Genomic DNA, 25333 nt, shown 5'->3' with positions numbered 1-25333 from the left:
TGCGGTTCGTACGGTCTGTGCCGTGTGGACGGTCGGGGCCGTGTGTGCGGTCCGTGCCGTGTGTGCGGTCCGTGCGGTCGTGCTCGGTCATCTAGAGGTCCCTCAGCTCCTGGTCGGCGAGGTCGAGCAGCTCGTCGAGGCTGACCTCGTCCAACGCGTCGTCGCCGTGCGCGTCGTCGACCGTGTCGCCGCCGTCGTCCTCCAGCGTCCGCAGCAGCGCGCGCAGCCGGGACCGCACCGCGTCGCGGAGCTCCAGGTCGGCGGCCAACTCGGCGGACGCTCCCTCCAGTTCGGCGAGGGTGCTGGTGCGCAGCGAGGACACGGTGACCCGGCCGGGGGTGAGACCGGCCATCAGGTGCGCCGCGAGCGCGGTGGGGGTCGGGTGGTCGAAGATCGTCGTGGCGGGCAGCCGCAGCCCGGCCGCGGCGCTGAGACGGTTGCGCAGCTCGACCGACATCAGTGAGTCGAAGCCGAGTTGCTGGAAGCCGCGGCCCGGGTCGACGCCCTCGGGCGCCGCGTGGCCGAGCACGTCGGCGGTGTGCCGCAGCACGGCGTCGAGCGCCGCCCGCTCCCGCTCGGCGGCGGGCAGCGCGGCGAGCGTCCGCATGAGCGGCTCGGCGGTCTCGGTCACCGGCCGCGCGGGCGCGGGGACCAGGGACCGCAGCACCGGCGGCAGTTCCGCCGCTCGGGCCCGCATCCCCGGCAGGTCGAGGCGTGCGGCGAGCGTGACCGGAGCCCCGCCCCGCGCGACGTCGAACAGGGCCGGGCCCTGCGCGGCGTCGAGCGGCAGCATGCCCGCCCGGGCCGCCCTGCGCGTGTCGACCTGCCCCGCCATGCCCTCGGCCCACGGGCCCCACGCGATCGAGGTCGCGGACAGGCCCTCGGCCCGCCTGAGCCCCGCGAGGGCGTCGAGGAAGGCGTTGGCGGCGGCGTAGTTGCCCTGGCCGGGCCCGCCGAGCAGGCCCGCGGCGGACGAGAACAGCACGAACGCGTCCAGGTCGCGGGTCAGTTCGTGCAGGTGCCAGGCGGCGTCGGCCTTGGGCCGCAGCACCGTGTCGAGCCGGTCCGGGGTGAGCGACTCCACCACACCGTCGTCGAGCACGCCCGCGGCGTGCACCACGGCCGTCACGGGGTGCTCGGGCTCGACGCCCGAGAGCAGGGCGGCCAGGGCCGCCCGGTCGCCGACGTCGCACGCCGCGAACTCGGCGACGGCGCCCGACTCGGCCAGCTCCCGGGCCAGTTCCGGGTGCTGCCCGGACCGGCTGACCAGCAGCAGCCTGCGTACGCCGTGTTCGGCCACGAGGTGGCGGGCCACCAGCGCGCCCAGCGCACCGGTCGCGCCGGTCACGAGGACCGTGCCGCGCGTGCCCAGCGGCGCGGCCGGCTCGGTGGTGGCGGAGCGGACCAGGCGGGCCGCCCGCACGCCGCCGGCGCGGACCACGAGCTGGGGCTCTGCCGTCGCCAGGGCGGCGGGCAGGGCCGCGAGCGACGCCGGGGCGTCGTCGGTGTCGACCAGGACGATCCGGCCCGGGTGTTCGGACTGCGCGGCGCGGACCAGGCCCCAGGCGGCCGCTGCCGCCAGGTCTGGCCGCTCGCCGTCCTCGGCGGCCACGGCGCCGCGGGTGAGGACGACCAGGCGCGCGTCGGTGGCGCGCTCGCCCGTCACCCACGACCGCACCAGCTCCAGCGTGTCGCCGAGGACGTCCCGTACGGCCGACGGCACGTCACCGGAGCTCTTCGCCGGCAGCGGGGCGACCACCACGGCCACGCCCTCGCCCACGGAGTCGAGGTCCTGATGCTCCTCGACGTCGGCCACCGGGCGCAGCGCGTCGGACATACCGTGCTCGTCCCCGCCGAGCAGCGCCCAGCGGCCCGGGGTGGCGCCGGTGGCGGCGACGGGCACCCAGTCGAGGTCGAACAGCGCGTCGGCCGCGGTGGGCCCGGCGCGCAGGTCGTCCGGGCCGAGCGGCCGCAGGCGCAGCGACTCGACGGTGACCACCGGGTGGCCGTCGTGGTCCCAGGCGTGCAGGGACACCTCGTCCGCGCCGACCGGTGCGAGCCGTACCCGCACCGAGCGGGCGCCCGTGGCGTGCACGGTGACGTCGGTCCAGGAGAACGGCACGCCCTGGGCGCGCAGTTCACCGGCGCCGACCGCGTGGAGCGCCGCGTCCAGGAGCGCCGGATGCACTCCGAAGCCCGCCGGTTCGGCCAGGTCCGGCAGCTCGACCTCGGCGAACACCTCGGCCGTCGCGTCCGTACCGCGCCGCCAGAGGGCGCGCAGGCCGCGGAAGACCGGTCCGTAGCCGAACCCGGCCGTGGCCAGGTCGTCGTAGACGCTGTGGGTCGGCATCGGCTCGGCGCCTGCCGGCGGCCACTCCCCCGCGCCCGGGGCGGGCGCGGGGGCGCTCGCCGCGAGGACGCCGGTCGCGTACCTGGTCCACTCCTGCGCGCCGTCGGCGCGACCGGACACCGTGACCGGCCGCTCGCCGTCGGCGGGAGCGCCGACCTGGACCTGCACGAGCACCGAGCCGTCCGCCGGCAGCACCAGGGGTGCGGCCAGGGTCAGTTCGCGCACCCGGGGCGAGCCGACGTGTCCGCCCGCCGCGACGGCCAGCTCGACGAAGGCGGTCCCGGGCAGCAGGACGCTGCCGAGCACGGCGTGGTCGGCCAGCCAGGGGTGGGTCGCCGCGCCGAGGCGGGCGGTGAGCGTCACGCCGTCGGGGGACTCCACGACGGCACCCAGCATCGGATGGTCCGCGACGGCGAGCCCGGCGGCGGAGAGGTCGCCGACGCGCGGCGCGGACTCCAGCCAGTAGCGCGTGCGCCGGAAGGCGGTCGTGGGCAGTTCGACGCGCCGGGCGCCGAGGCCCGCGAAGAACGCCGCCCAGTCCACGTCGGCGCCCCGGTGGTGCAGGGTGCCGAGCGCGGTGACCGCGGCGGGCACCTCGGGACGTCCGGCGCGCAGCACGGGTACGGCGGCGGCGGTGTCGGGCAGCAGTTGGGCGGCCATCGCGGTGAGCACGGCGTCGGGGCCGAGCTCCACCAGGGTGTCCACGCCGGCCGCGTCGAGGGCGCGCACGCCGTCGGCGAAGCGCACGGCGTCCCGCACGTGCCGCACCCAGTAGGCGGGGGTGGCGAACTCCTCGCCGGCGACCTCACCGGTGACGGTGGACACCACGGGGATGCGCGGCTGCCGGAACCCGACGGAGGCGAGGACCTCCGCGAACTCCGCGACCATCGGCTCCATCAGCGGCGAGTGGAACGCGTGGCTCACCTTCAGCCGCCGTGTCCTGCGCCCCCGTTCGGCCCAGAGCGCGGCCGTGGCGAGGACGGCGTCCTCGGCGCCGGAGACGACGACCGAGGCCGGGCCGTTGACCGCGGCGACGACCGCCCCGGTCACCAGCTCGGCGGCGACCTCGGCCTCGGGTGCCTCGATCGCGGCCATCGCGCCGCCGGCGGGAAGCGCGGCCATCAGGCGGCCCCGCGCGGCGACGACGGTCACCGCGTCGCGCAGCGACCACACGCCCGCCAGGTGGGCGGCGGCCAGCTCGCCGACCGAGTGGCCGAGCAGGAAGTCCGGCGCCACGCCCCAGGAGCCGAGCAGCCGCGCGAGGGCGACCTCGAGCGCGAAGAGCGCGGGCTGGGCGTACGCGGTGTCGTCCAGCCCCTCGCCGGAGGCGACGACCTGCCGCAGGGGCCGTTCGAGCTGGGCGTCGAACTCCGCGCACACCTCGGCGTAGGCCTCGGCGAACACCGGGTACGCCGCGGCCAGTTCCTCGCCCGAGCCCGCGCGCTGGGCGCCCTGGCCGGTCAGCAGGAACGCCGTACGGCCGGTGCCCTGCCCGGTGGCAGGACCGCCCCGCGCGGCCAGGCCCGCGAGCAGCTCGGCGCGGGTGCTCGCCACGACCGTGGCCCCGCGTCCGAGGCGTCCCCGGCCGGTGGCGGCGGAGTAGGCGATGTCGAGCGGGGTGAGCGCCGGATCGGCGGTCAGCGCGGCGGCGAGCCGGTCGGCCTGCAGGCGCAGCCCCTCGTCCGTGCGCGCCGACAGCGTCACGGGGACGACGGCGGTCGGCTCCACGGCCGACCCGTCGGTGGACCCCTCCGTGGGGGTCTGGTTGGGCTCTTCGGCGGGCCGCGGCCGCGGCTCGCCCTGTTCGAGCACCACGTGGGCGTTGGTGCCGCTGAGGCCGAAGGACGACACCGCCGCGCGGCGGGGTCCTTCGCCCTCGGGCCACTCCCGGGCCTCGGTCAACAGCTCCACCGCGCCCGCAGACCAGTCCACGTGCGTCGACGGCTCGTCGACGTGCAGGGTCTTGGGCAGCACGCCGTGCCGCATGGCCTGGACCATCTTGATCACGCCGGCCACGCCGGCGGCGGCCTGGGTGTGCCCGAGGTTGGACTTCACCGAGCCCAGCCACAGCGGCCGGTCCCGTTCCTGGCCGTACGTGGCGAGCAGGGCCTCGGCCTCGATCGGATCGCCCAGCGACGTGCCGGTGCCGTGGCCCTCGACGGCGTCCACGTCGGAAGGCCGCAGGCCGGCCTCGGCCAGCGCGCTGCGGATGACCCGCTGCTGCGAAGGGCCGTTCGGTGCCGTCAGACCGTTGGACGCACCGTCCTGGTTGACCGCCGAGCCGCGTACGACGGCGAGGACGGGGTGGCCGTTGCGGCGCGCGTCGGAGAGCCGCTCGACGAGCAGCATGCCCGCGCCCTCGGCCCAGCCGGTGCCGTCGGCGCCGGTGGAGTAGGACTTGCAGCGGCCGTCGGCGGCGAGGCCGCGCTGCCGGGAGAAGTCGACGAACACGCCAGGGGTCGCCATCACGGTGACACCGCCCGCGAGCGCGAGGTCGCTCTCGCCCGAGCGCAGCGACTGGATGGCCCAGTGCAGCGCGACCAGCGAGGAGGAGCACGCCGTGTCGACCGTCACCGCGGGCCCTTCCAGGCCCAGGGTGTAGGCGACGCGGCCCGAGGCGACGCTGCCCGAGTTGCCGGTGCCGAGGTAGCCCTCGACGCCCGCCGGCAGCGTGCCCACCCCGGCCACGTAGTCGTGGTACATCACTCCCGCGTACACGCCGGTACGGCTGCCGCGCAGCGACGCCGGGTCGATGCCGGCCCGCTCCACGGCCTCCCAGGAGGTCTCCAGGAGCAGCCGCTGCTGCGGGTCCATCGCCAGGGCTTCGCGCGGCGAGATGCCGAAGAAACCGGCGTCGAACTCGCCCGCGTCGTGCAGGAAGCCGCCCTCGCGGGTGTGGCTGCTGCCGGGCCGGTCGGGGTCGTCGGCGAAGAGCGTCGCGAGGTCCCAGCCGCGGTCGGCGGGGAATCCGGACACGGTGTCGACGCCCGCGGCGACCGTGGCCCACAGCTCGTCGGGCGACGCGATGCCACCGGGGTAGCGGCACGCCATGCCGACGATCGCGATCGGCTCGTCGGCCGGGGCGAGCGGTGCCGCGATCCGTTCGACGGGCGGCGTGGTGCCGAGGAGGCGTTCCAGGAGGTGCGCCGCCAGGGCCGCCGGGGTCGGGTAGTCGAACACGGCGGTGGTGCCGAGCCGCAGGCCGAGCGCGGCGCCGAGCCGGTTGCGCAGCTCCACGGCGGTCAGCGAGTCGAACCCGAGGTCGAGGAAGGCGCGGTCGGCGGCGACCGCCGTCGCGGACGCGTGGCCGAGGACCGCCGCCACGTGCTCGCGTACGAGGTCGACGGCGGCGCGCTCCCGCTCCGCCTGGGACAGACCGGCGAACCGGTCGGCCCCCGCGCCGGCCCCCGCGCTCGCGGCCCGGCGGGCGGGCTGCCCGACGAGGCCGCGCAGGAGCGGCGGGAGCGCGTCGCCGGCCGCCCGCAGCGCGGGAAGGTCCCAGAGCGCGGCCACGGACAGGGCGTCGCCGCCGTGGACGGCGGCGTCGAACAGGGCCGTACCGTCCTCGGCGCCGAGCGGCCGCATGCCCGCGCGGCCGACGCGGCGCACATCGGCGTCGCCGAGGCCCGCGGTCATGCCGCCGCGCGCCTCCCACAGTCCGTACGCGAGGGCCACGCCGGGCAGGCCCTGGGCGCGGCGCCGGGCGGCGAGGGTGTCGAGGAAGGCGTTGGCGGCGGCGTAGTTGCCCTGGCCGGGGGCGCCGAGGACGCCGGCGGCCGAGGAGAACAGCACGAACGCGGTCAGGTCGAGGCCCGCCGTCAGTTCGTGCAGGTTCCAGGCGGCGTCGACCTTGGGCCGGAGGACCGTCCGTACCCGCTCGGGGGTCAGCGACTCCACGGTCGCGTCGTCGAGGACGCCCGCCGCGTGCACCACTCCGGTGAGCGGCGGCTCGATGCCCGCGAGCAGGTCGGCGAGGGCGTCCCGGTCGGCGGCGTCGCAGGACACGACCCGGGCCGTGGTGCCGAGGGCGGCCAGGTCGGCCACGAGCTCGGCGGCGCCGGGGGCGTCCGGGCCACGACGGCCCGTCAGGACCAGGTGCCGTACGCCGTGCTCGACGGCGAGGTGGCGGGCGACGACGGCGCCGAGGGTGCCGGTGCCGCCCGTGAGGAGCACGGTTCCGTCCTGGTCGAAGACCGCCGTGGGGGCGGACGCGGGCAGCGCGCGGGCCAGTCGGGGCGTCAGGACGTCCGCGCCGCGTACGGCGAGTTGGGCCTCGCCCGTGCGGATCGCGGCGGCCGCGTCGGAGGCGTCGCCGTCCGGGGCCAGGTCCACGAGCGTGAACCGGTCGGGGTGCTCGGACTGGGCCGAGCGCACCAGGCCCCATACGGCGCCGGCCACCGGGTCGGGCGCCTCGTCGGCACCCGCCGCGACGGCGCCGCGCGTGACGAACACCAGGCGCCCGGGGCGGTCCTCGGCGAGCCAGGCCCGGATCCGGACCAGCGCGTCGACGACGGCCGCGTGCGTCTCGGCCACCGTGTCACCGTCGGGCGTCCCGCCGGGGACGACGAACTCTGTGGTGTCGGAGGCGGCGTCGTCGGAGGCGACGGTGCCGGGCGCCACGGGCGTCCACTCGATCCGGTGCGGTCGCGCGGTCCTACGGGTGGCGGGCGCGTCGGCCACGGGTCGCAGGCGGACGCCCTCGACCGTGACCACCGGCTGCCCGGTGGGGTCGGTGGCGGTCAGCGTGATGCCGCCGCCCTCGGCGGTGAGCCGCACGCGCAGGGCCCGCGCGCCGACGGCGTGCACCCGTGCGCCGGTCCAGGCGAACGGCAGCCGGCCGCGCCCCCAGTCCGCGACCAGGTCGCCGAATCCGAGCGCGTGCAGGGTGGCGTCGAGCAGCGCGGGGTGCACGCCGTACTCGTCGGTCGACCCGGCGTAGTCGGGCAGCGCGACGTCGGCGTACACGGCGCCGTCACGCCCCCATACGGCGCGCAGGCCGCGGAAGACGGGGCCGTAGTCGAAGCCCGCGGCGGCCAGGTCCTCGTACAGGTCGCCGATCGGGAGCGGTTCGGCGCCCGCGGGCGGCCACTCGGTCAGGGTCTCGGGGGCCGGGCCGCTGTCGGGGGCGAGGACGCCCGCCGCGTGCCGGGTCCAGGCGTGCTCGTCGTCCTCGGGCCGCGAGTAGACGCCGATCTGGCGGCGGCCGTCGGCCTCGAGGGCCTCGACCCGGACCTGCAGGCGCACCGCGCCCTGCGCGGGCAGCGGCAGCGGGGCCTCGAGGCCGAGGTCGTCCACGCGGGGGCAGCCGATGTGGCGGCCGGCCGCGAGGGCGAGGTCGAGGAACGCGGTGCCCGGCAGCAGCGCGGGGCCGAGGATGGCGTGGTCGGCCAGCCAGGGGTGGGTGCGCAGCGACAGGCTGCCGGTGAACACGACCGCGTCCGCGCCGGGCAGTTCGACGGCCGCGCCGAGCAGCGGGTGCCCGACGGTGGTCAGGCCGGCGCCCGCGAGGCCCGCCGGGGTGGTCGCGGGCGGCGTGAGCCAGAACCGCGCGTGCTGGAAGGCGTACGTGGGCAGGTCGACGCGGCGGGCGTCCGTGCCCGTGAAGTACGCGGCCCGGTCGACCCGCGCGCCGCCGGCGTGCAGGGCGGCGAGGGCCGCCACGGCGGTCGCGGCACCGGGCCGGCCCGCCCGCTGGACGGGGACGGCGAGGACGTCGTCCACGGTCTCGGCGGTCGGCGCGCTGAGCGCGGCGTCCGGGCCGAGTTCGAGGAACGCCGTGACGCCGGCGGCGCGCGCGGTCCGGACGGCGCCGGAGAACCGTACGGCCTGCCGGGCATTGCGCAGCCAGTAGCCGGGCTCGGTGACGTCGTCGTCATCGGCCACGGTGGACACGATCGGGACGGTCGGCGCCTCGCTCCGCACCGAGGCCAGGACCTCGGCGAACTCGGCGAGCATCGGTTCCACCCGGTGGGAGTGGAAGGCATGACTGACCGTCAACCTCTTGGTCCTGCGACCCTGTTCCGACCAGTGGGCCGCGACGGCGAGAACCGCGTCCTCGTCACCGGAGACGACGACCGCCGACGGCCCGTTGACCGCCGCGATCCCCGCACCCACGACCAGCGACGGAACGACCTCCTCCTCGGAGGCCTCCACGGCCACCATCGCACCACCCACGGGCAGCGCCCCCATCAGCCGCCCACGAGCGGCGACGACGGTCACCGCGTCCCGCAGCGACCACACACCCGCCACATGCGCGGCCACCAACTCACCGATCGAATGACCGATCAGCATGTCCGGGACCACACCCCACGACTCGACCAACCGGAAGAGAGCGACCTCGACCGCGAACAGCGCGGGCTGCGCGTACGCCGTGTCATCCAGACCCTCACCCGAAGCGATCACCTCACGCAACGGACGATCAAGGACCGTGTCGAACTCCGCGCACACCGCGTCGAACGCCTCCGCGAACACCGGAAACGCCACAGCCAGTTCCTCGCCCATACCCCGACGCTGCGCGCCCTGCCCCGTGAACAGGAACGCCGTACGGCCTTCCCTGGCCACCGTCGGCACGGCCGCGTCGAGCGCGGCGAGCAGCTCGTCCGTCCGCTCGCCGACGGCGGCGACGCGGTGCGCAAGCGCGGCCCGGCCCGTCGCCAGGCCGAGACCGATGCCGGCCGGGTCGGCGTCGGGGTGCGCGGTGACGAACGCCCGCAGCCGCTCGACCTGTGCCCGCAGCGCGTCCTCCGTACGCCCGGACACGAGCCAGGGCACCGGGACGGTCGGCCGCTCGGGCGCGGGGACGGTGTCGGAGGGCGCCGTGGGGACGGCGGCCTCGACGGGGGCGTCGGCGTGGGCCGGGGCCTCTTCGATGATCACGTGCGCGTTCGTTCCGCTGACGCCGAACGACGAGACGCCCGCCCGGCGCGGCGCGCCGGTCTGCGGCCACTCCCGGGGCTCGGTCAGCAGCTCCACGGCGCCCGCCGACCAGTCGACGTGCGACGACGGCTCGTCCACGTGCAGGGTCCGGGGCAGTTCGCCCGCGTTCAGCGCGAGCACCATCTTGATGACTCCCGCGACGCCCGCGGCGGCCTGGGTGTGGCCGATGTTGGACTTCACCGAACCGAGCCACAGCGGCTCGTCCCGGTCCTGGCCGTAGGTCGCCAGCAGCGCCTGCGCCTCGATCGGGTCGCCGAGGGAGGTGCCGGTGCCGTGGGCCTCGACGGCGTCCACGTCGGACGCCCGCAGCCCGGCGGCGGCCAATGCCGCGCGGATGACGCGTTGCTGCGCGGGGCCGTTGGGCGCGGTGAGGCCGTTCGAGGCGCCGTCGGAGTTCACGGCGGAGCCGCGTACGACCGCGCGCACCGGGTGGCCGAGCCTGAGCGCGTCGGAGAGCCGCTCCACGAGCAGGACGCCCGCGCCCTCGCCCCAGCCGGTGCCGTCGGCCCCGGCGGCGAAGGCCTTGCAGCGCCCGTCGGCCGCGAGGCCGCTCTGCCGGGCGAACTCGGCGAACGCGCCCGGTGTCGCCATGACGGTCACGCCGCCCGCGAGCGCCATCGAGCACTCGCCCGAGCGCAGCGCCTGGATCGCCCAGTGCAGCGCCACCAGCGACGAGGAGCACGCGGTGTCCACGGTGACGGCGGGGCCCTGGAGGCCGAGCGCGTAGGCGACGCGGCCGGAGAGCACGCTGGCCGAGTTGCCGGTGCCGATGTGGCCCTCGTGCGCCTCGGTGACTCCGCCGAGCAGGGCCGCGTAGTCCTGCCCGTTGGTGCCGAGGAAGACGCCGACCGAGGTGCCGCGGGCCCCGTGCGGGTCGAGGCCCGCGCGCTCGAAGGCCTCCCACGCCGTCTCGAGGGCGAGCCGCTGCTGCGGGTCCATCACGAGGGCCTCGCGCGGCGAGATGCCGAAGAAGTCGGCGTCGAACCCGGCGGCGTCGGTGAGGAAGCCGCCCTCGGCGTAGGCGTCGGCGGTCTCCCAGCCCCGGTCGGCGGGGATCGGGCCGACGGCGTCGACGCCGTCGGCGAGCAGCCGCCAGAGGTCCTCCGGCGACTCGACGCCACCGGGGAACCGGCAGGCCAGGCCGACGATGGCGATCGGCTCGTCCAGGTCCACGGACATGGACATGGACGCAGACCCCGGCATGGACCCCGACGGGGACGCCGACGCCACGGTGGCCGGGGCCAGGAGCGCGAGGACGTGCGCGGCCAGGGCGCGGGCGGTCGGGTGGTCGAAGACGGCGGTCGTGGCGAGCGACGCGCCCGTCGCGGCCGTGAGCCGGTTGCGCAGCTGGACGGCGGCGAGCGAGTCGAAGCCGAGGTCGCGGAAGGCGGCGTCGGGGTCGACGTCGGCGCCGCCCGCGTGGCCGAGGACGGCGGTAACGTGCGCGCGGACCAGTTCGAGCGCGGCCCGCTCACGGTCGGGGCCGAGGAGCTCCGCGGCCGGCTCGACCGGTGCGGGTGAGGCCAGTTCGGCCAGCAGGGGTGCGGCCGCGAAGCGGTCCCAGTCGGCATCGGCCACGACGAGGTGTGCGTCGTCGCCGCCCACCGCGAGGTCGAGCGCGACGAGGGCGCGGTCGGGGTCGAGCGGGGTCAGGCCGGCGCGGCGCATCCGGCCGGCGGCGGCCGCGTCGAGCATCCCGCCGCCCGCCCACGGGCCCCATGCCACGGCGGTGCCGGGCAGGCCGAGGGCGCGACGGTGGGCCGCGAGCGCGTCGAGCACGGCGTTCGCGGCGGCGTAGGCGCCCTGACCCAGGTTGCCGAGGGTGCCCGCGAGCGAGGAGAACAGCACGAACGCGTCGAGATCGAGACCGGCGGTCGCCGTGTGGAGCGTGAGGGCGGCGTCCGCCTTGGCGCGCAGCACGGCGGCGACGCGGTCGGGGGTGAGGGTGTCCAGCGGCGCGTCGTCCAGGACGCCGGCGGCGTGGACGACGGCGGTCAGCGGTTCGTCCTCGGACAACCGGTCCAGCAGGGCGGCCAGTTCGGCCGGGTCGCCGGCGTCGCAGGCGGCGAGGGTCACCCGGGCGCCCGCGGCCTCGATGGAGCGGACCAGTTCGTCCGCGCCCTCGGCGGCGGGGCCGCGCCTGCTGACGAGCAGCAGGTGGGCGGCGCCGCGCTCGGCGAGGCCCCGGGCGACGTGGCCGCCGAGCGCGCCGGTGCCGCCGGTGACCAGGACCGTGCCCCGGGGGTGCCACTCGTGGCGGGGGCTGTCGGCGGCGCGGACGAGACGGGCGGCGAAGGTGCCGCTCGCGCGGACCGCGCACTCGTTCTCGGTGCCCACGAGGACGGTGGCGAGGCGTCGTCGGGCGCGCTCGTCGAGGGCGCCCGGCAGGTCGACCAGGCCGCCCCAGCGGTCCGGGGCCTCCAGGCGGACCACCCGGCCGAGCCCCCACACGCCCGCCGCGGCGACGGCGGTGTCCGGGATCGCGTCCCAGGAGCCCACGGAGACGGAGCCCGAGGTGGCGCACCACAGCGGCGCGCCCACCCCGGCGTCTCCCAGGGCCTGGACGAGGGTGAGGGTGGCCCGTACCGGGTCGGCGGAGAGGGCGAGCAGCGAGAGCACTCCGGCGACGTCGGGCGTGTCGAGGAGGGCCGCGACGGTCGCGCGGTCGGCGCCTTCGGGCAGTTCGACGTACGTGACGTCGGCGCCGTGCTCGCGCAGCGCGGCGGTGCAGTCGGTGGCGAGCGGCAGGCCGCCCGCCGGGACGACGAGCAGCCAGCGGCCGGTCGGCGTCGCGTGGGACCGGTCGGCCGACGGCGTCCACCGGACCCGGTGGCGCAAGGCGTCCACGGCGGCGGCGGTACGGTCCCGGTCACGCCAGTTCGACAGGGCGGGCAGCAGCGCGTCGAGGCCCGCGTCGGCGGCGACGCCGAGCAGGTCGGCGACGTCGCCGCGTTCGACGGCGGCCCAGAACGTGTCGTCCGCGAGGGCTTCCCGCGGCGCCGGGACGTCGAGCCAGTAGCGCGTGCGCTCGAAGGCGGTGGTCGGCGGGTCGACCCACAGTCCGCCCGTGTCCGCGAAGAACGCGGACCAGTCGACCGGGACGCCCTCGGCGTGCAGGCGGGCCAGTGCGGCGACGGCCGTACGCTCGCCGGGCCTGCCGTCGCGCTGGGCGGCGACGGCCACGGCGTCCGCGCCGGCGGCGTCGGCGACCAGGCCGGACAGCACGGCGTCGGGGCCGAGTTCGAGGAAGAGGGTGGTGCCCGCCTCGGCGGCGGTCCGCACGGCGTCGGAGAACCGTACGGCCTCGCGGACGTTGCGCAGCCAATGGCCGGGCTCGGTGAGGTCACCCCCACCGGGCACCGTCGACAGGACCGGGATGGTCGGCGCGGCGAAGCCCACCGACTCCAGGACCTGCGCGAACTCCGCGAGCATCGGCTCCATCAGATGCGAGTGGAAGGCATGGCTGACCGTCAGACGCCGTGTCCTGCGGCCCTGTTCGGACCAGCGGGCCACGACGGCGAGGACCGCGTCCTCGTCGCCGGAGACGACGACCGCCGACGGCCCGTTGACCGCCGCGATCCCCGCGCCCACGACGAGCGTCGGAGCGACCTCCTCCTCGGAGGCCTCCACGGCCACCATCGCACCGCCCTCGGGCAGCGCCCCCATGAGCCGGCCCCGCGCGGCGACGACGGTCACCGCGTCACGCAGGGACCACACGCCCGCGACGTACGCGGCCGCCAACTCGCCGACCGAGTGGCCGATCAGGAAGTCCGGACGTACGCCCCAGGACTGGAAGAGGCGGAAGAGGGCGACCTCGACCGCGAACAGCGCGGGCTGCGCGTACTCCGTGTCGTCCAGACCCTCACCCGAGGCGATCACCTCGCGCAGCGGGCGGTCGAGCACCGCGTCGAACTCGGCGCACACCTGGTCGAAGGCGTCGGCGAACACCGGATGCGCGGCCGCCAGCTCCTCGCCCATGCCGATCCGTTGACCGCCCTGCCCGGTGAACAGGAGCGTGGTGACCGCGTCCGCGCGGGCCCGCGCGGACTCGACGTGCGCGGCGGGCCGGTCGGCAGCCAGGGCGGCCAGGCCGTCGGCGAACTCGCCCCGGTCGGCGCCGACGACGACCGCGCGGTGCGGGAGCGCGGCCCGGCCGGTGGCCAGCGAGAAGCCGGTCGCCACGACGTCGGTGTCGTCGCGGACCCAGTCCAGGATCCGCGCGGCCTGGGCCCGCAGTCCGGTCGCGGTACGGGCCGAAAGGACCCACGGCACGGCCGCCGGGGCCCGCGCGGGCTCCGGGGCCTCGGGGACGTCCGGTGCGGCCTCCAGAACGACGTGCGCGTTGGTTCCGCTGACGCCGAACGAGGAGACGCCCGCCCGGCGCGGCGCGCCGGTCTCGGGCCACTCCCGTGCGTCGGTCAACAGCTCGACCGCGCCCGCCGACCAGTCGACGTGCGACGACGGCTCGTCCACGTGCAGCGTCTTGGGCAGCACGCCGTGCCGCATCGCCTCGACGGCCTTGATCACGCCCGCCATGCCGGCGGCGGCCTGGGTGTGCCCCAGGTTCGACTTGACCGAGCCGAGCCACAGCGGCCGGTCCTGGCCCCTGTCCTGCCCGTAGGTGGCGAGGATCGCCTGGGCCTCGATCGGGTCGCCCAGCGTCGTGCCCGTTCCGTGCCCCTCGATCAGGTCCACGTCGCCCGCGGTGAGTCCGGCGTCGGCGAGTGCGCTGCGGATGACCCGCTGCTGCGACGGGCCGTTCGGTGCCGTGAGGCCGTTGGACGCGCCGTCCTGGTTGACGGCGGAGCCGCGGACGACGGCGAGGACGCGGTGGCCGTTGCGTTGTGCGTCGGAGAGCCGCTCGACGAGCAGCATGCCGACGCCCTCGGACCAGCTCGCGCCGTCGGCGGCGTCCGCGAAGGACTTGCAGCGGCCGTCGGGCGCGAGGCCGCGCTGCCGCGAGAACTCCACGAACGTGCCGGGGGTGGCCATCACCGCGACACCGCCCGCGAGCGCGAGGTCGCACTCGCCGGAGCGCAGCGCGCGGGTCGCCCAGTGCAGGGCGACCAGGGAGGACGAGCACGCGGTGTCGACGGTGACCGCCGGGCCCTCGAGACCGAGGGTGTAGGCGATGCGGCCGGACGCGACGCTGCCGGAGTTGCCCATGCCGAGGTAGCCCTCGAGGCCCTCGGGAGTCGCGCCGAGCCGCGCCGCGTAGTCGTGGTACATCATTCCGGCGAAGACGCCCGTCCGGCTGCCGTGCAGCGCGGTGGGGTCGATGCCCGCCCGTTCCACGGCCTCCCACGCCGTCTCCAGAAGGAGCCGCTGCTGCGGGTCCATCGCCAGCGCCTCGCGGGGCGAGATGCCGAAGAAGCCGGCGTCGAACTCGCCCGCGTCGGCGAGGAAGCCGCCCTCGCGGGTGTAGCTCGTGCCTTCGTGGTCCGGGTCGGCGTGGTAGAGCGCGTCGAGGTCCCAGCCTCGGTCGGCGGGGAAGCCGGAGATGACGTCGCGGCCCTCGGCGACGACGCGCCACAGGTCCTCCGGCGACGCCACGCCGCCGGGGAACCGGCAGGCCATGCCGACGATGGCGATCGGCTCGTCCACCCGCGCGAGGGCGGTCGGTGCCGTGGGTCCTTCGGCGGCGGCGCCGAGCAGCTCGGCGAGGATGTGCCGGGCGAGGGCGGCGGGTGTCGGGTGGTCGAAGACCGTCGTGGCGGGCAGCCGCAGGCCGGTGGCCGTGCCGAGCCGGTTGCGCAACTCCACGGCGGTCAGCGAGTCGAAGCCGAATTCGAGGAACGGCCGGTCGGCGGCGACGGCGTCGGCCGAGCCGTGCCCGAGTACGGCGGCGGCCTGACCGCGCACCAGCTCCAGTACGGTCCGGGTGCGTTCGGCGGTCGGCTGGGCGGCGAGGCGCTCGCGCAGCCCGCCCGGGTCCCCGTCGCGGGCGACCCGGCGGCGCGGCGCGCCCGCGAGGCCGCGCAGGGCCGCGGGCAGACGGGTGCCCTGGTCGCGCAGGGCGGCCGGGTCGAGCCGGGCGGCGACGGTCGGTCCGCCGCCCGTGACGGCCGTGTCGAACAGCGCCAGGCCTCGGTCGGCCGGCAGCGGCAGGACGCCGCCGCGCGCCATGCGCGAGGTGTCGGCGCGGCCCGTCATGGCGCTGGCCGGGGCCCACAGACCCCAGGCGATCGACACGCCGGGCAGGCCGAGGGTCCTGCGGTGCTCGGCGAGCGCGTCGAGGTAGGCGTTGGCGGCGGAGTAGTTGCCCTGGCCGGGGCCGCCGAGGACGCCCGCGAGGGACGAGAAGAGGACGAAGGAGCGAAGGCCGAGCTCCGCCGTCAGCTCGTGCAGGTGCCAGGCGGCGTCGACCTTGGGACGGAGCACCGCGTCCACCCGCTCGGGGGTGAGGGACTCCACGGTCGCGTCGTCCAGGACGCCCGCCGCGTGGACGACACCGGTGACCGGGTGCGCGGCCAGCACCTGGGCGAGGGCGTCGCGGTCGGCGGCGTCGCAGGCGGGGAAGGAGACCCGGGCGCCGAGCGCGGTCAGTTCGGCGACCAGGTCGGCGGCGCCGGGTGCCTCCGCGCCCCGCCTGCCGACCAGGACGAGGCCGCCCACGCCGTGCGCGGTCACCAGGTGCCGGGCGACGAGGCCGCCGAGGGTGCCGCCCGCGCCGGTGACGAGGACGGTGTCGTTCGGTCCGAAGGGGACGGTCCCGGTCTCGTCGGAGGCAGGGGTGCGGGCCAGGCGCGGGACGAACAGCTCGCCCGCGCGCACGGCGACCCGCGGCTCGTCGGCCAGGGCCGCCGCGGTCGGCACGGCCCGCGAGGAATCGGCGTGCTCGTCGATCTCGACATGAACGAACCGGCCGGGGTGCTCGGCCTGGGCCGCACGCAGCAGACCGCCGACGGCGGCACCCACCAGGTCCGTGGCGCGGGTGACGACGACGAGGCGCTCGGGCCTGTCGTCGGCGATCCAGCGCTGGACCTCGGCGAGCAGTTCGTGCACGGCCCGGCGGACGTCGTCGGGTTCGCCGGACCCGTCGGCCTCGTCGAGGCGCAGCAGTACGACGCCGGCATCGGCGGGGGCTCCGGCCGCTCCGGATGCTTCGGGCGTTCCGGCTGTCCCGGCCGCTTCGGCCGCATCCGGGGTGGACACCGGGAGCCAGTCGAGGTGCAGAAGGGGGTCGCCCGCCGTGCGGGCCGCGGCGACCTGCGCGGCGGTGACGGCACGCAGCCGCAGCGCCTCGACGCCCGCGACGGGCGCGCCGGTGCCGTCGGCCAGGTCGACCGACACGGCGTCACCGCCGAGGGCGGCCAGCCGGACCCGCACCGCGCGGGCACCGACGGCGTACACGCGCATGCCCTGCCACGCGAACGGCAGCCCGCCCGTGCCGACGAGACCGCCGAGGCCGATCGGGTGGAGGGCGGCGTCGAGCAGGGCGGGGTGCAGCAGGAAGCCCGTCGGGTCCTCCGACTCCAGCTCGACCTCGGCGAACACCTCGCCGCGCTGTCCGGTCCCGCGCCGCCACGCGGCGCGCACGCCCCGGAAGACGGGGCCGTAGTCGAGACCGCGGTCGGCCAGGTCGGCGTAGAGCTCCGACACGTCGACCGGCTCGGCGCCGGTGGGCGGCCACTCGGTGAGCGGCATACCGGTGTCGTTGCCCGTGGGCGCGAGGGCGCCGGTGGCGTGCCGCGTCCACGGGCCGTCGTCGCCGACGAGGCGTGTGTGGACGCCGACGGCACGGCGGCCGTCGGGCTCGGCGGGGCCCACCCGGACCTGGAGCTGGACAGTGCCGTGCTCGGGCAGCGCCAGCGGCTCGCCGATCACGAGCTCGTCGAGCACTCCGCAACCGAGCCGGTCGCCCGCGGCGAGCACGATCTCGGCCACCGCGGCGCCGGGCAGCAGCACGGCGCCGAGGACGACATGGTCGGCCGACCACGCGGGCGTGCCCGGGGCGAGACGCCCGGTGAGGACGAGTCCGCCGTCCTCGGCGAGGTCGACGGCCGCGCCGAGCAAGGGGTGCCCGGCGGCGGCGAGACCGGCGCTCGCGAGGTCGCCCAGGGCGGGCCCGGTCGGCGCGAGCCAGAAGCGTTCGCGCTGGAAGGCGTACGTCGGCAGGTCGACCGCCCGCGCGCCCGTACCGGCGTGGAAGGCGGCCCAGTCGACCCGTACACCGCCGACATGGGCCTCGGCCAGGTGGCCGAGGAGCGTGGCCATTCCGCCCTGGTCCCGCCGGAGCGAGCCCACGACCACGGCGGTCGCGTCGGCCGCGTCGACCGTCTCCTGCGTGCCGACGGTCAGCACCGGATGCGGGCTGGACTCGACGAAGCCCCGGTAGCCCTGGGCGAGAAGACCGGCCACCGCGTCGGCGTACCGCACCGGCTCCCGCAGGTTCCGGAACCAGTACTCGGCGTCCAGCGCCGTGCCCCCGATCCAGTCCCCCGTCACGGTCGAGAACAGCGGGACGGTTCCGGCCGTGGGGGCGACGTCGGCGAGGTCGGCGAGCAGACGCTCACGCAGTACGTCGACGTGGGCCGAGTGGGACGCGTAGTCCACCGGGATCCGCCGCGTCCGCACACCATCGGCCGCGCAGGCCGCCGTCAGCTCGTCCAACGCGTCCGGATCACCCGACACGACGGTCGCGGCGGGTCCGTTGAGCGCCGCGACCGAGACACGACCGGCCCACGGAGCGATCCGCTCGGCCACGTCGTCGGCCGACAGCGCGACCGACAACATCCCGCCCCGACCGGCCAACACCTCACCGATGACCTGGGAGCGGAGGGCGACCACACGGGCCGCGTCGGACAGCGACAGCGCGCCGGCCACGCACGCGGCGGCGATCTCTCCCTGCGAGTGCCCCACCACCGCCGACGGCTCCACACCGTACGAGCGCCACACCTCGGCCAGCGACACCATCACGGCCCACAGCACCGGCTGCACGACATCGACGCGGTCCAGGCCGGGGGCTCCCTCGGCCTCCCGCAACACGTCCAGCAGCGACCACTCGACGAACGGGGACAGCGCGGCCGCACACTCCGCCATCCGAGCCGCGAACACCGGGGAGGCGTCGAGGAGTTCCGCCCCCATGCCCACCCACTGCGAACCCTGCCCGGGGAAGACGAACGCCACACGACCGTCGCCGCCCGCCACCCCCCGCACCACACCAGGCGCCTCAGCACCCGTTGCCAGCGCGGACAGACCGGCCAACAGCTCCGCCCGGTCCCCACCCAGAACCACAGCCCGATGCCCCAGCACCGAACGCGTCGTCCCCAGCGCGAACGCCACATCACGCGGATCGGCTTCGAGCGCAGAGCCGTGCGCGGCCAGACGCTCCGCCTGCGCACGCAGGCCCGCGGCCGAATCGGCCGACAGGATCCAGGGAAGGACCGGCAGATCCCTCTCCGCCGGCCGGGCCGAGGGTTCGGCCGTGACCGGGGGCTCTTCCAGAACGACGTGCGCGTTCGTGCCGCTGACGCCGAACGAGGACACACCCGCCCGACGCGGAGCACCCGTCTCCGGCCACTCCCGCGACTCCGTCAACAACTCCACCGCGCCCGCCGACCAGTCCACGTGCGGCGACGGCTCATCCACATGCAGCGTCCGCGGCAGCACACCATGCCGCATCGCCTGCACCATCTTGATCACACCCGCCACACCCGCAGCAGCCTGCGCATGGCCGATGTTCGACTTCACCGAACCCAACAACAACGGCCGCTCACGACCCTGCCCATACGTCGCCAACAGCGCCTGCGCCTCGATCGGGTCACCCAGCGTCGTGCCGGTGCCGTGGGCCTCCACGGCGTCCACGTCCGAGGACGCGAGACCGGCGTCCGCCAGCGCGCGACCGATGACCCGCTGCTGCGAGGGGCCGTTCGGGGCGGTCAGGCCGTTGGAGGCGCCGTCCTGGTTGACGGCGCTGCCGCGCACGAGCGCGAGGACGGGGTGGCCGTTGCGGCGGGCGTCGGACAGCCGCTCGACGAGGAGCACGCCCGCGCCCTCGGCCCAGCCGACGCCGTCGGCCGAGGCCGCGAACGACTTGCACCGGCCGTCCGGGGAGAGGCCGCGCTGCCGCGAGAACTCCACGAACGTGCCGGGGGTGGCCATCACCGTGACGCCGCCCGCCAGTGCCATCGAGCACTCGCCCGACCGCAGCGCCTGGATCGCCCAGTGCAGCGCGACCAGGGACGACGAGCACGCCGTGTCGACCGTGACCGCCGGGCCCTCGAGGCCCATGGTGTAGGCGACGCGGCCGGACAGCACGCTGCCCGCGGTGCCGAGGCCGAGGTAGCCCTCGACGCCCTCGGGCAGCGTGCCCGCGCCGCTGCCGTAGTCGTGGTACATCAGGCCGGCGAAGACGCCCGTGGCACTGCCGCGCAGGGTCGCGGGGTCCAGGCCCGCACGCTCGATCGCCTCCCAGGAGGTCTCCAGGAGCAGGCGCTGCTGCGGGTCCATCGCGAGGGCCTCGCGCGGCGAGATGCCGAAGAAGCCCGCGTCGAACTCGGCGGCGTCGAGCAGGAAGCCGCCCTCACGGGTGTAGCTGGTGCCCGCGCGGGACTGGTCGGGGTCGTACACGCCGCCGAGGTCCCAGCCCCGGTCCTCGGGGAAGCCGGTGACGGCGTCGGTGCCGTCGAGGACGAGCCGCCAGAGATCTTCGGGGGACGCGACGCCGCCGGGGTAGCGGCAGGCCATGCCGACGATCGCGATGGGCTCGTCGACCGGGGCGACGGCCGTCAGGACCTGCGGTGCCCCTTGGCCCGTCCCGAGCGTCTCGGCGAGCAGGTGGTCCGCCAGGGCGGTGGGCGTGGGGTGGTCGAAGGTGACGGTCGCGGCGAGCCGCAGGCCCGTCGCGGCACCGAGCCGGTTGCGCAGCTCGACGGCGGTCAGCGAGTCGAAGCCCAGCTGCAGGAAGGCCCGGTCGGCCGCGATGGCTTCGGAGCCCGCGTGGCCGAGCACGGCCGCCGCGTTCTCGCGGACGAGCTCCAGCGCCGCGCGGCGCCGGTCGGCCTCGGGGAGCGCGGCGAGCCGGTCGGCGAAGTCGCCGGTGCGTGCGGCGGCCGCGGTACGGCGGTCGGGGGCGGGGACGAGACCCCGCAGGACGGCGGGCAAAAGACCGTGCTGCGCCCGCAGTACGGGAAGGTCCAGGCGCGCGGCGACGGTCAGGGAGGCGGGGGCGGCGCAGGCCGCGTCGAACAGGGCGAGGCCGTCGGCGGGCGGCAGCGGGGCGACGCCGCCACGGGCGAGGCGGGCCGTGTCGACGCGGTCGAGGCCGCCCGCCATGCCGTCGGACCACGGACCCCAGCCGATCGAGGTGGCCGGCAGGCCGAGGGCGCGCCGGTGGGCGGCGAGGGCGTCGAGGAAGGCGTTGGCGGCGGCGTAGTTGCCCTGTCCGGGGCTGCCGACGGTGGCGGCGAGCGAGGAGAACAGGACGAATGCGCTCAGGTCGAGGCCGGCGGTCAGCTCGTGCAGATGCCAGGCGGCGTCGGCCTTCGGGCGGAGCACGGTGTCGAGCCGCTCGGGGGTCAGGGACTCCACCGTGGCGTCGTCGAGCAGGCCCGCCGCGTGGACGACGGCGGTCAGGGGGCGCTCGGTGGGGATGCCCGCGACGGCGCCCGCGAGGGCGTCACGGTCCGTCACGTCGCAGGCGACGACGTCGGCGGTGGCGCCGAGGGCCGCGAGTTCGGCCACCAGCTCGGTGGCGCCGGGCGCGTCGGCGCCGCGCCTGCCGAGCAGCAGGAGCCCGCGTACGCCGTGGTGTTCGACCAGGTGCCGCGCGACGAGCCGGCCCAGCGCACCGGTTCCGCCGGTGACGAGGACGGTGCCGTCGAAGCCGAGGGTGCCGGTGCCGTCCGCCGCCGGTACGGCGGCCCGGGCGAGCCGGGGAACGCGCAGGGCTCCGCCCCGTACCGCGAGTTGGGGTTCGCCGGTGGCGAGCGCGCCGGGGAGGGCGGCGGCGGCTTCGGGGGTGTCCAGGTCGATCAGGACGACCCGGCCGGGGTGTTCGGACTGGACGCTGCGGAGCAGACCCCACACGGCGGCGCCGGCCAGGTCGGGCACGGTGTCGCCCTGGTCGGCGGCGACCGAGCCGTGCGTCACGACGACGAGCGGGACGTCCGTACGGTCCTCGGCCAGCCAGGTGCGGACGAGCGCGAGGGCCTCGTGCGTGGCGGCCCGCACCGCGTCGGGAACGGACCCGGCCGTGGCCCCGGAGACGGAGACCACGACGGCGTCCGTGCCGGTCGCGTCGAGGGTGTCGCGGGTGGCGACGGTGGCGAGGTCCGCGGTGGTGGCCTCGGCGCCCGCGTCGGTCAGCGCGGCCGCGATGCCGTCCGCGTCGGCGCCGAGGACGGTCCAGCGGGTGGCGGTCGACCGCCCGGCAGGGCGCGGCTCCCACTGCACGCGGTGCAGGGCGTCCGCGCTCGTGCTGCCGCCGACCTCGACGGCGGGGCGCAGCCTGAGGTCGGCCACGGTGGCGACCGGCCGGCCCTCGGCGTCGGCCATGGTGACCGCGACGGCGTCCGGTCCCGTGGGCGTCAGCCGCACGCGGAGGGACCGCGCGCCGACGGCGTGCAGCCGCACACCGGTCCAGGTGAACGGCAGTCCGCCGCGCTCCACCACGCCGCCGAGGCCGAGGGCGTGCAGGGCGGCGTCGAACAGGGCCGGGTGCAGGCCGAATCCCGCCTCGTCGGTGCCGTCGGGCAGGTCGACCTCGGCGAGCAGCGCACCGTCGTGGCGCCAGGCGGCGCGCACGCCCCGGAAGGCGGGGCCGTAGCCGAAACCGGCGGCGGCGAGGTCGTCGTAGAGCGCGTCGACGGCGACCGGCTCCGCGCCGGCGGGCGGCCACGTCGCGAGGACGGCGGCGGGCTCGGGGTCGGCGGGGGCGAGCGTGCCGGTCGCGTGGCGGGTCCAGCCGGTGCCGTCGGCGGGGGCGTCGTCGGGCCGGGAGTGGATCGTGACCGCGCGCAGGCCGTCGCGGTCCGGGGAGTCGACGCGTACCCGCAGCCGGACGGTGCCGGAGCCGTGCAGGGCCAGCGGGGCGGTCAGCACGAGTTCGGTGACCGTGCCGCAGCCGATCCGGTCGCCGGCGGCGGCGGCGAGTTCGGCGAACGCGGTGCCGGGGACCAGGGGCGTGCCGAGGACGGCGTGATCGGCCAGCCACGGGTGGGTACGGAGGGAGAACGTACCGGTGAACACCACGGCGCCCGGGGCGTCCGGCCGGTCGGAGTCGGCGGAGTCCTCGGCGGGCAGCTCCACGGCGGCCCGCAGCAGCGGGTGGCCGGCGGCGGCGAGCCCCGCGGTGCCGAGGTCGTCGGCGGGCTCGGCGGCCAGCCAGTAGCGCTCGTGCTGGAAGGCGTACGTCGGCAGGTCGACGGGGCGCGTGCCGGGGCCGAGAAAGGCCGCCCAGTCCACGGGTCCGCCGTGGGTGTGCACGCGGGCGAGCGCGGTGACCAGGGTCTCGGCCTCGGGCCTGTCGGCGCGGGCGGCGGCCACGGCGAGGACCTCGGGCCGGTCGGAGTCCTCCGGCAGGGCGTCGGCGACCAGCGCGCTGAGCACCGCGTCCGGGCCGACCTCGACGAAGGTGTCCGTGCCCTCGTCGGCCAACGCGCGGACGCCGTCGGCGAAGCGGACCGTGTCGCGGACGTTGCGCACCCAGTACTCGGGGTCGCACAGCTCCTCGCCCACCGGCGCTCCGGTCACGGCGGAGACGAACGGCACCCGGGGCGGGGTGAACGTCACCGCTCCCAGGACCTGCCGGAAGCGGTCGAGGACCGGCTCCATCCGGTGCGAGTGGAACGCGTGGCTGACCCGCAGCCGCCGCGTCTTGCGGCCGAGCGCGGCGAACCGTTCGGCGGCGGCGAGCACGGCGTCCTCGTCGCCCGAGAGCACGACCGACGCGGGCCCGTTCACGGCGGCGAGGGCCACGGCCGGGCCGAGGTCGTCCGCGACCTCGGCCTCGCTCGCCTGGACGGCGACCATCGCGCCGCCCGTGGGCAGCGCCTGCATGAGCCTGCCGCGCGCGGCGACCACGAGGACGGCGTGCCGCAGCGACAGCGCACCCGCGACGTGGGCGGCGGCCAGCTCGCCGACGGAGTGACCGAGGACGAGGTCGGGGCGGAGGCCCCACGAGTCGAGGAGCGCGGACAGCGCGACCTCGAAGGCGAACACGGCGGCCTGCGCGTACACGGTCTGTTCGAGGGCGTCGCCGCCCTCGGCCACGACCTCGCGCAGCGGCCGGGGCAGTACGGCGTCGAACTCGGCGCACACCTCGGTCCAGGCGGCGGCGAACGCGGGGTACGCGGTGGCCAGTTCCTCGCCCATGCCCGCACGCTGCGAGCCCTGTCCGGTGAAGAGCATCGCCACGGTGCGGTCGGGCCGCGCCTCGCCCGCGACGGCGGTGGGCGCCCCGGCCGCGAGCGCGGCGAGACCGGCCACCAGCCGCTCGCGGTCGGCCCCGACGACGGCCGCGCGGAAGGGCAGCGCGGCGCGCTCGGTGGCCAACGCCGAGGCGATGTCCAGGGGTTCGGCGTCGTCGGGGAGGCCGGCCGCCAGCCGCTCGGCCTGCGCCCGGAGCGCGGCCGGGGTGTGACCGGACAGCAGCCACGGCAGACTCGGGTGCACGAGCCGCCCGGACTGGGGAGCGTCCTCGGGCTCACCGGTGGGCTCGGGGGCCTGCTCCAGGACCACGTGGGCGTTGGTGCCGCTCACGCCGAACGCGGAGACCGCCGAGCGGCGCGGGGCGCCGGTCGCGGGCCAGGCGCGGCCCTCGGTCAGCAGCTCGACCGCCCCCGCCGACCAGTCGACCTGTGGCGTCGGCCCTGTGACGTGCAGGGTCTTGGGCGCCACGCCGCGCCGCATGGCCTCGACCATCTTGATGACACCCGCGACGCCCGCCGCGGCCTGCGTGTGCCCGAGGTTGGACTTGACCGAGCCGAGCAGCAGCGGCCGCTCCCGCTCCTGCCCGTAGGTCGCCAGCAGCGCCTGGGCCTCGATCGGGTCGCCGAGCCGGGTGCCGGTGCCGTGTCCCTCCACGACGTCCACGTCGGAGGGCGAGAGCCGGGCGTCGGCGAGCGCCTGCCGGATGACCCGCTGCTGCGAGGGGCCGTTGGGCGCGGTCAGCCCGCTGCTCGCGCCGTCGGAGTTGACGGCGGAGCCGCGGACGACGGCGAGGACGCGGTGGCCGTTGCGGCGCGCGTCGGAGAGCCGCTCCAGGAGCAGGACGCCGACGCCCTCGCCCCAGCCGGTGCCGTCCGCGTCGGCCGAGTACGCCTTGCACCGGCCGTCGGTCGCGAGGCCGCGCTGCCGGGAGAACTCGACGAACACGCCGGGCGTGGCCATGACGGTCACTCCGGCCGCGAGGGCCATCGTGCACTCGCCCGCCCGCAGCGACCGCACCGCCCAGTGCAGGGCCACCAGGGACGAGGAGCAGGCGGTGTCGACGGTGACCGCCGGGCCCTCAAGGCCCAGGGCGTAGGCGACGCGGCCGGAGACGACGGCGGTCGCGGCTCCGGTCACGAGATAGCCCTCGGCGTCCTCGGGGGCGCGGGCGCCGAGGCCGTAGCCCTGGCCCCAGGTGCCGGCGAACACGCCGGTGCGGCTGCCGCGTTGGGTGTGCGGGTCGATGCCCGCCCGCTCGTACGCCTCCCAGGAGGTCTCCAGGAGCAGCCGCTGCTGGGGGTCCATGGCGTGCGCCTCGCGCGGCGAGATGCCGAAGAAGGCCGGGTCGAAGTCGGCCGCTCCGGTGAGGAATCCGCCCCGGTCGGTGTAGCTGCGGCCGGAGCGCTCGGGGTCGGGGTCGTGCACGTCGAGGTCCCAGCCCCGGTCCTCGGGGAAGCCCGACACCAGGTCCGTACCCGCCTCGACGGCGTCCCACAGCTGCTCGGGGGAGCTTATGCCGCCGGGGAAACGGCAGGCGGTGCCGACGATCGCGATCGGCTCCGACGCCGCGTCGACGAGCGTGCGGTTGCGCTGCCGCAGCCGCTCGGCCTCACGCAGGGATCCGCGCAGCGCAGAGACGAGTTCCTCGTTGTTGGTGCTCATTGGTGCTTGTCC

At 76.8% G+C, this 25333-nt stretch carries 1 pseudogene; it reads right to left on the bottom strand.

Annotation, left to right across the window (positions count from 1 at the left end):
• Window positions 1–91: 91 nt before the first annotated feature.
• Window positions 92–25321: pseudogene (locus AB0F56_RS32390) on the bottom strand (type I polyketide synthase); the annotation flags it as partial.
• Window positions 25322–25333: the final 12 nt, after the last annotated feature.

It is taken from the genome of Streptomyces sp. NPDC026092, assembly GCF_040638605.1.
GTDB lineage: Bacteria > Actinomycetota > Actinomycetes > Streptomycetales > Streptomycetaceae > Streptomyces.
The sequence above is the reverse complement of the archived record's forward strand: the minus strand, read 5'-3'. Positions and strand labels throughout refer to the sequence as shown.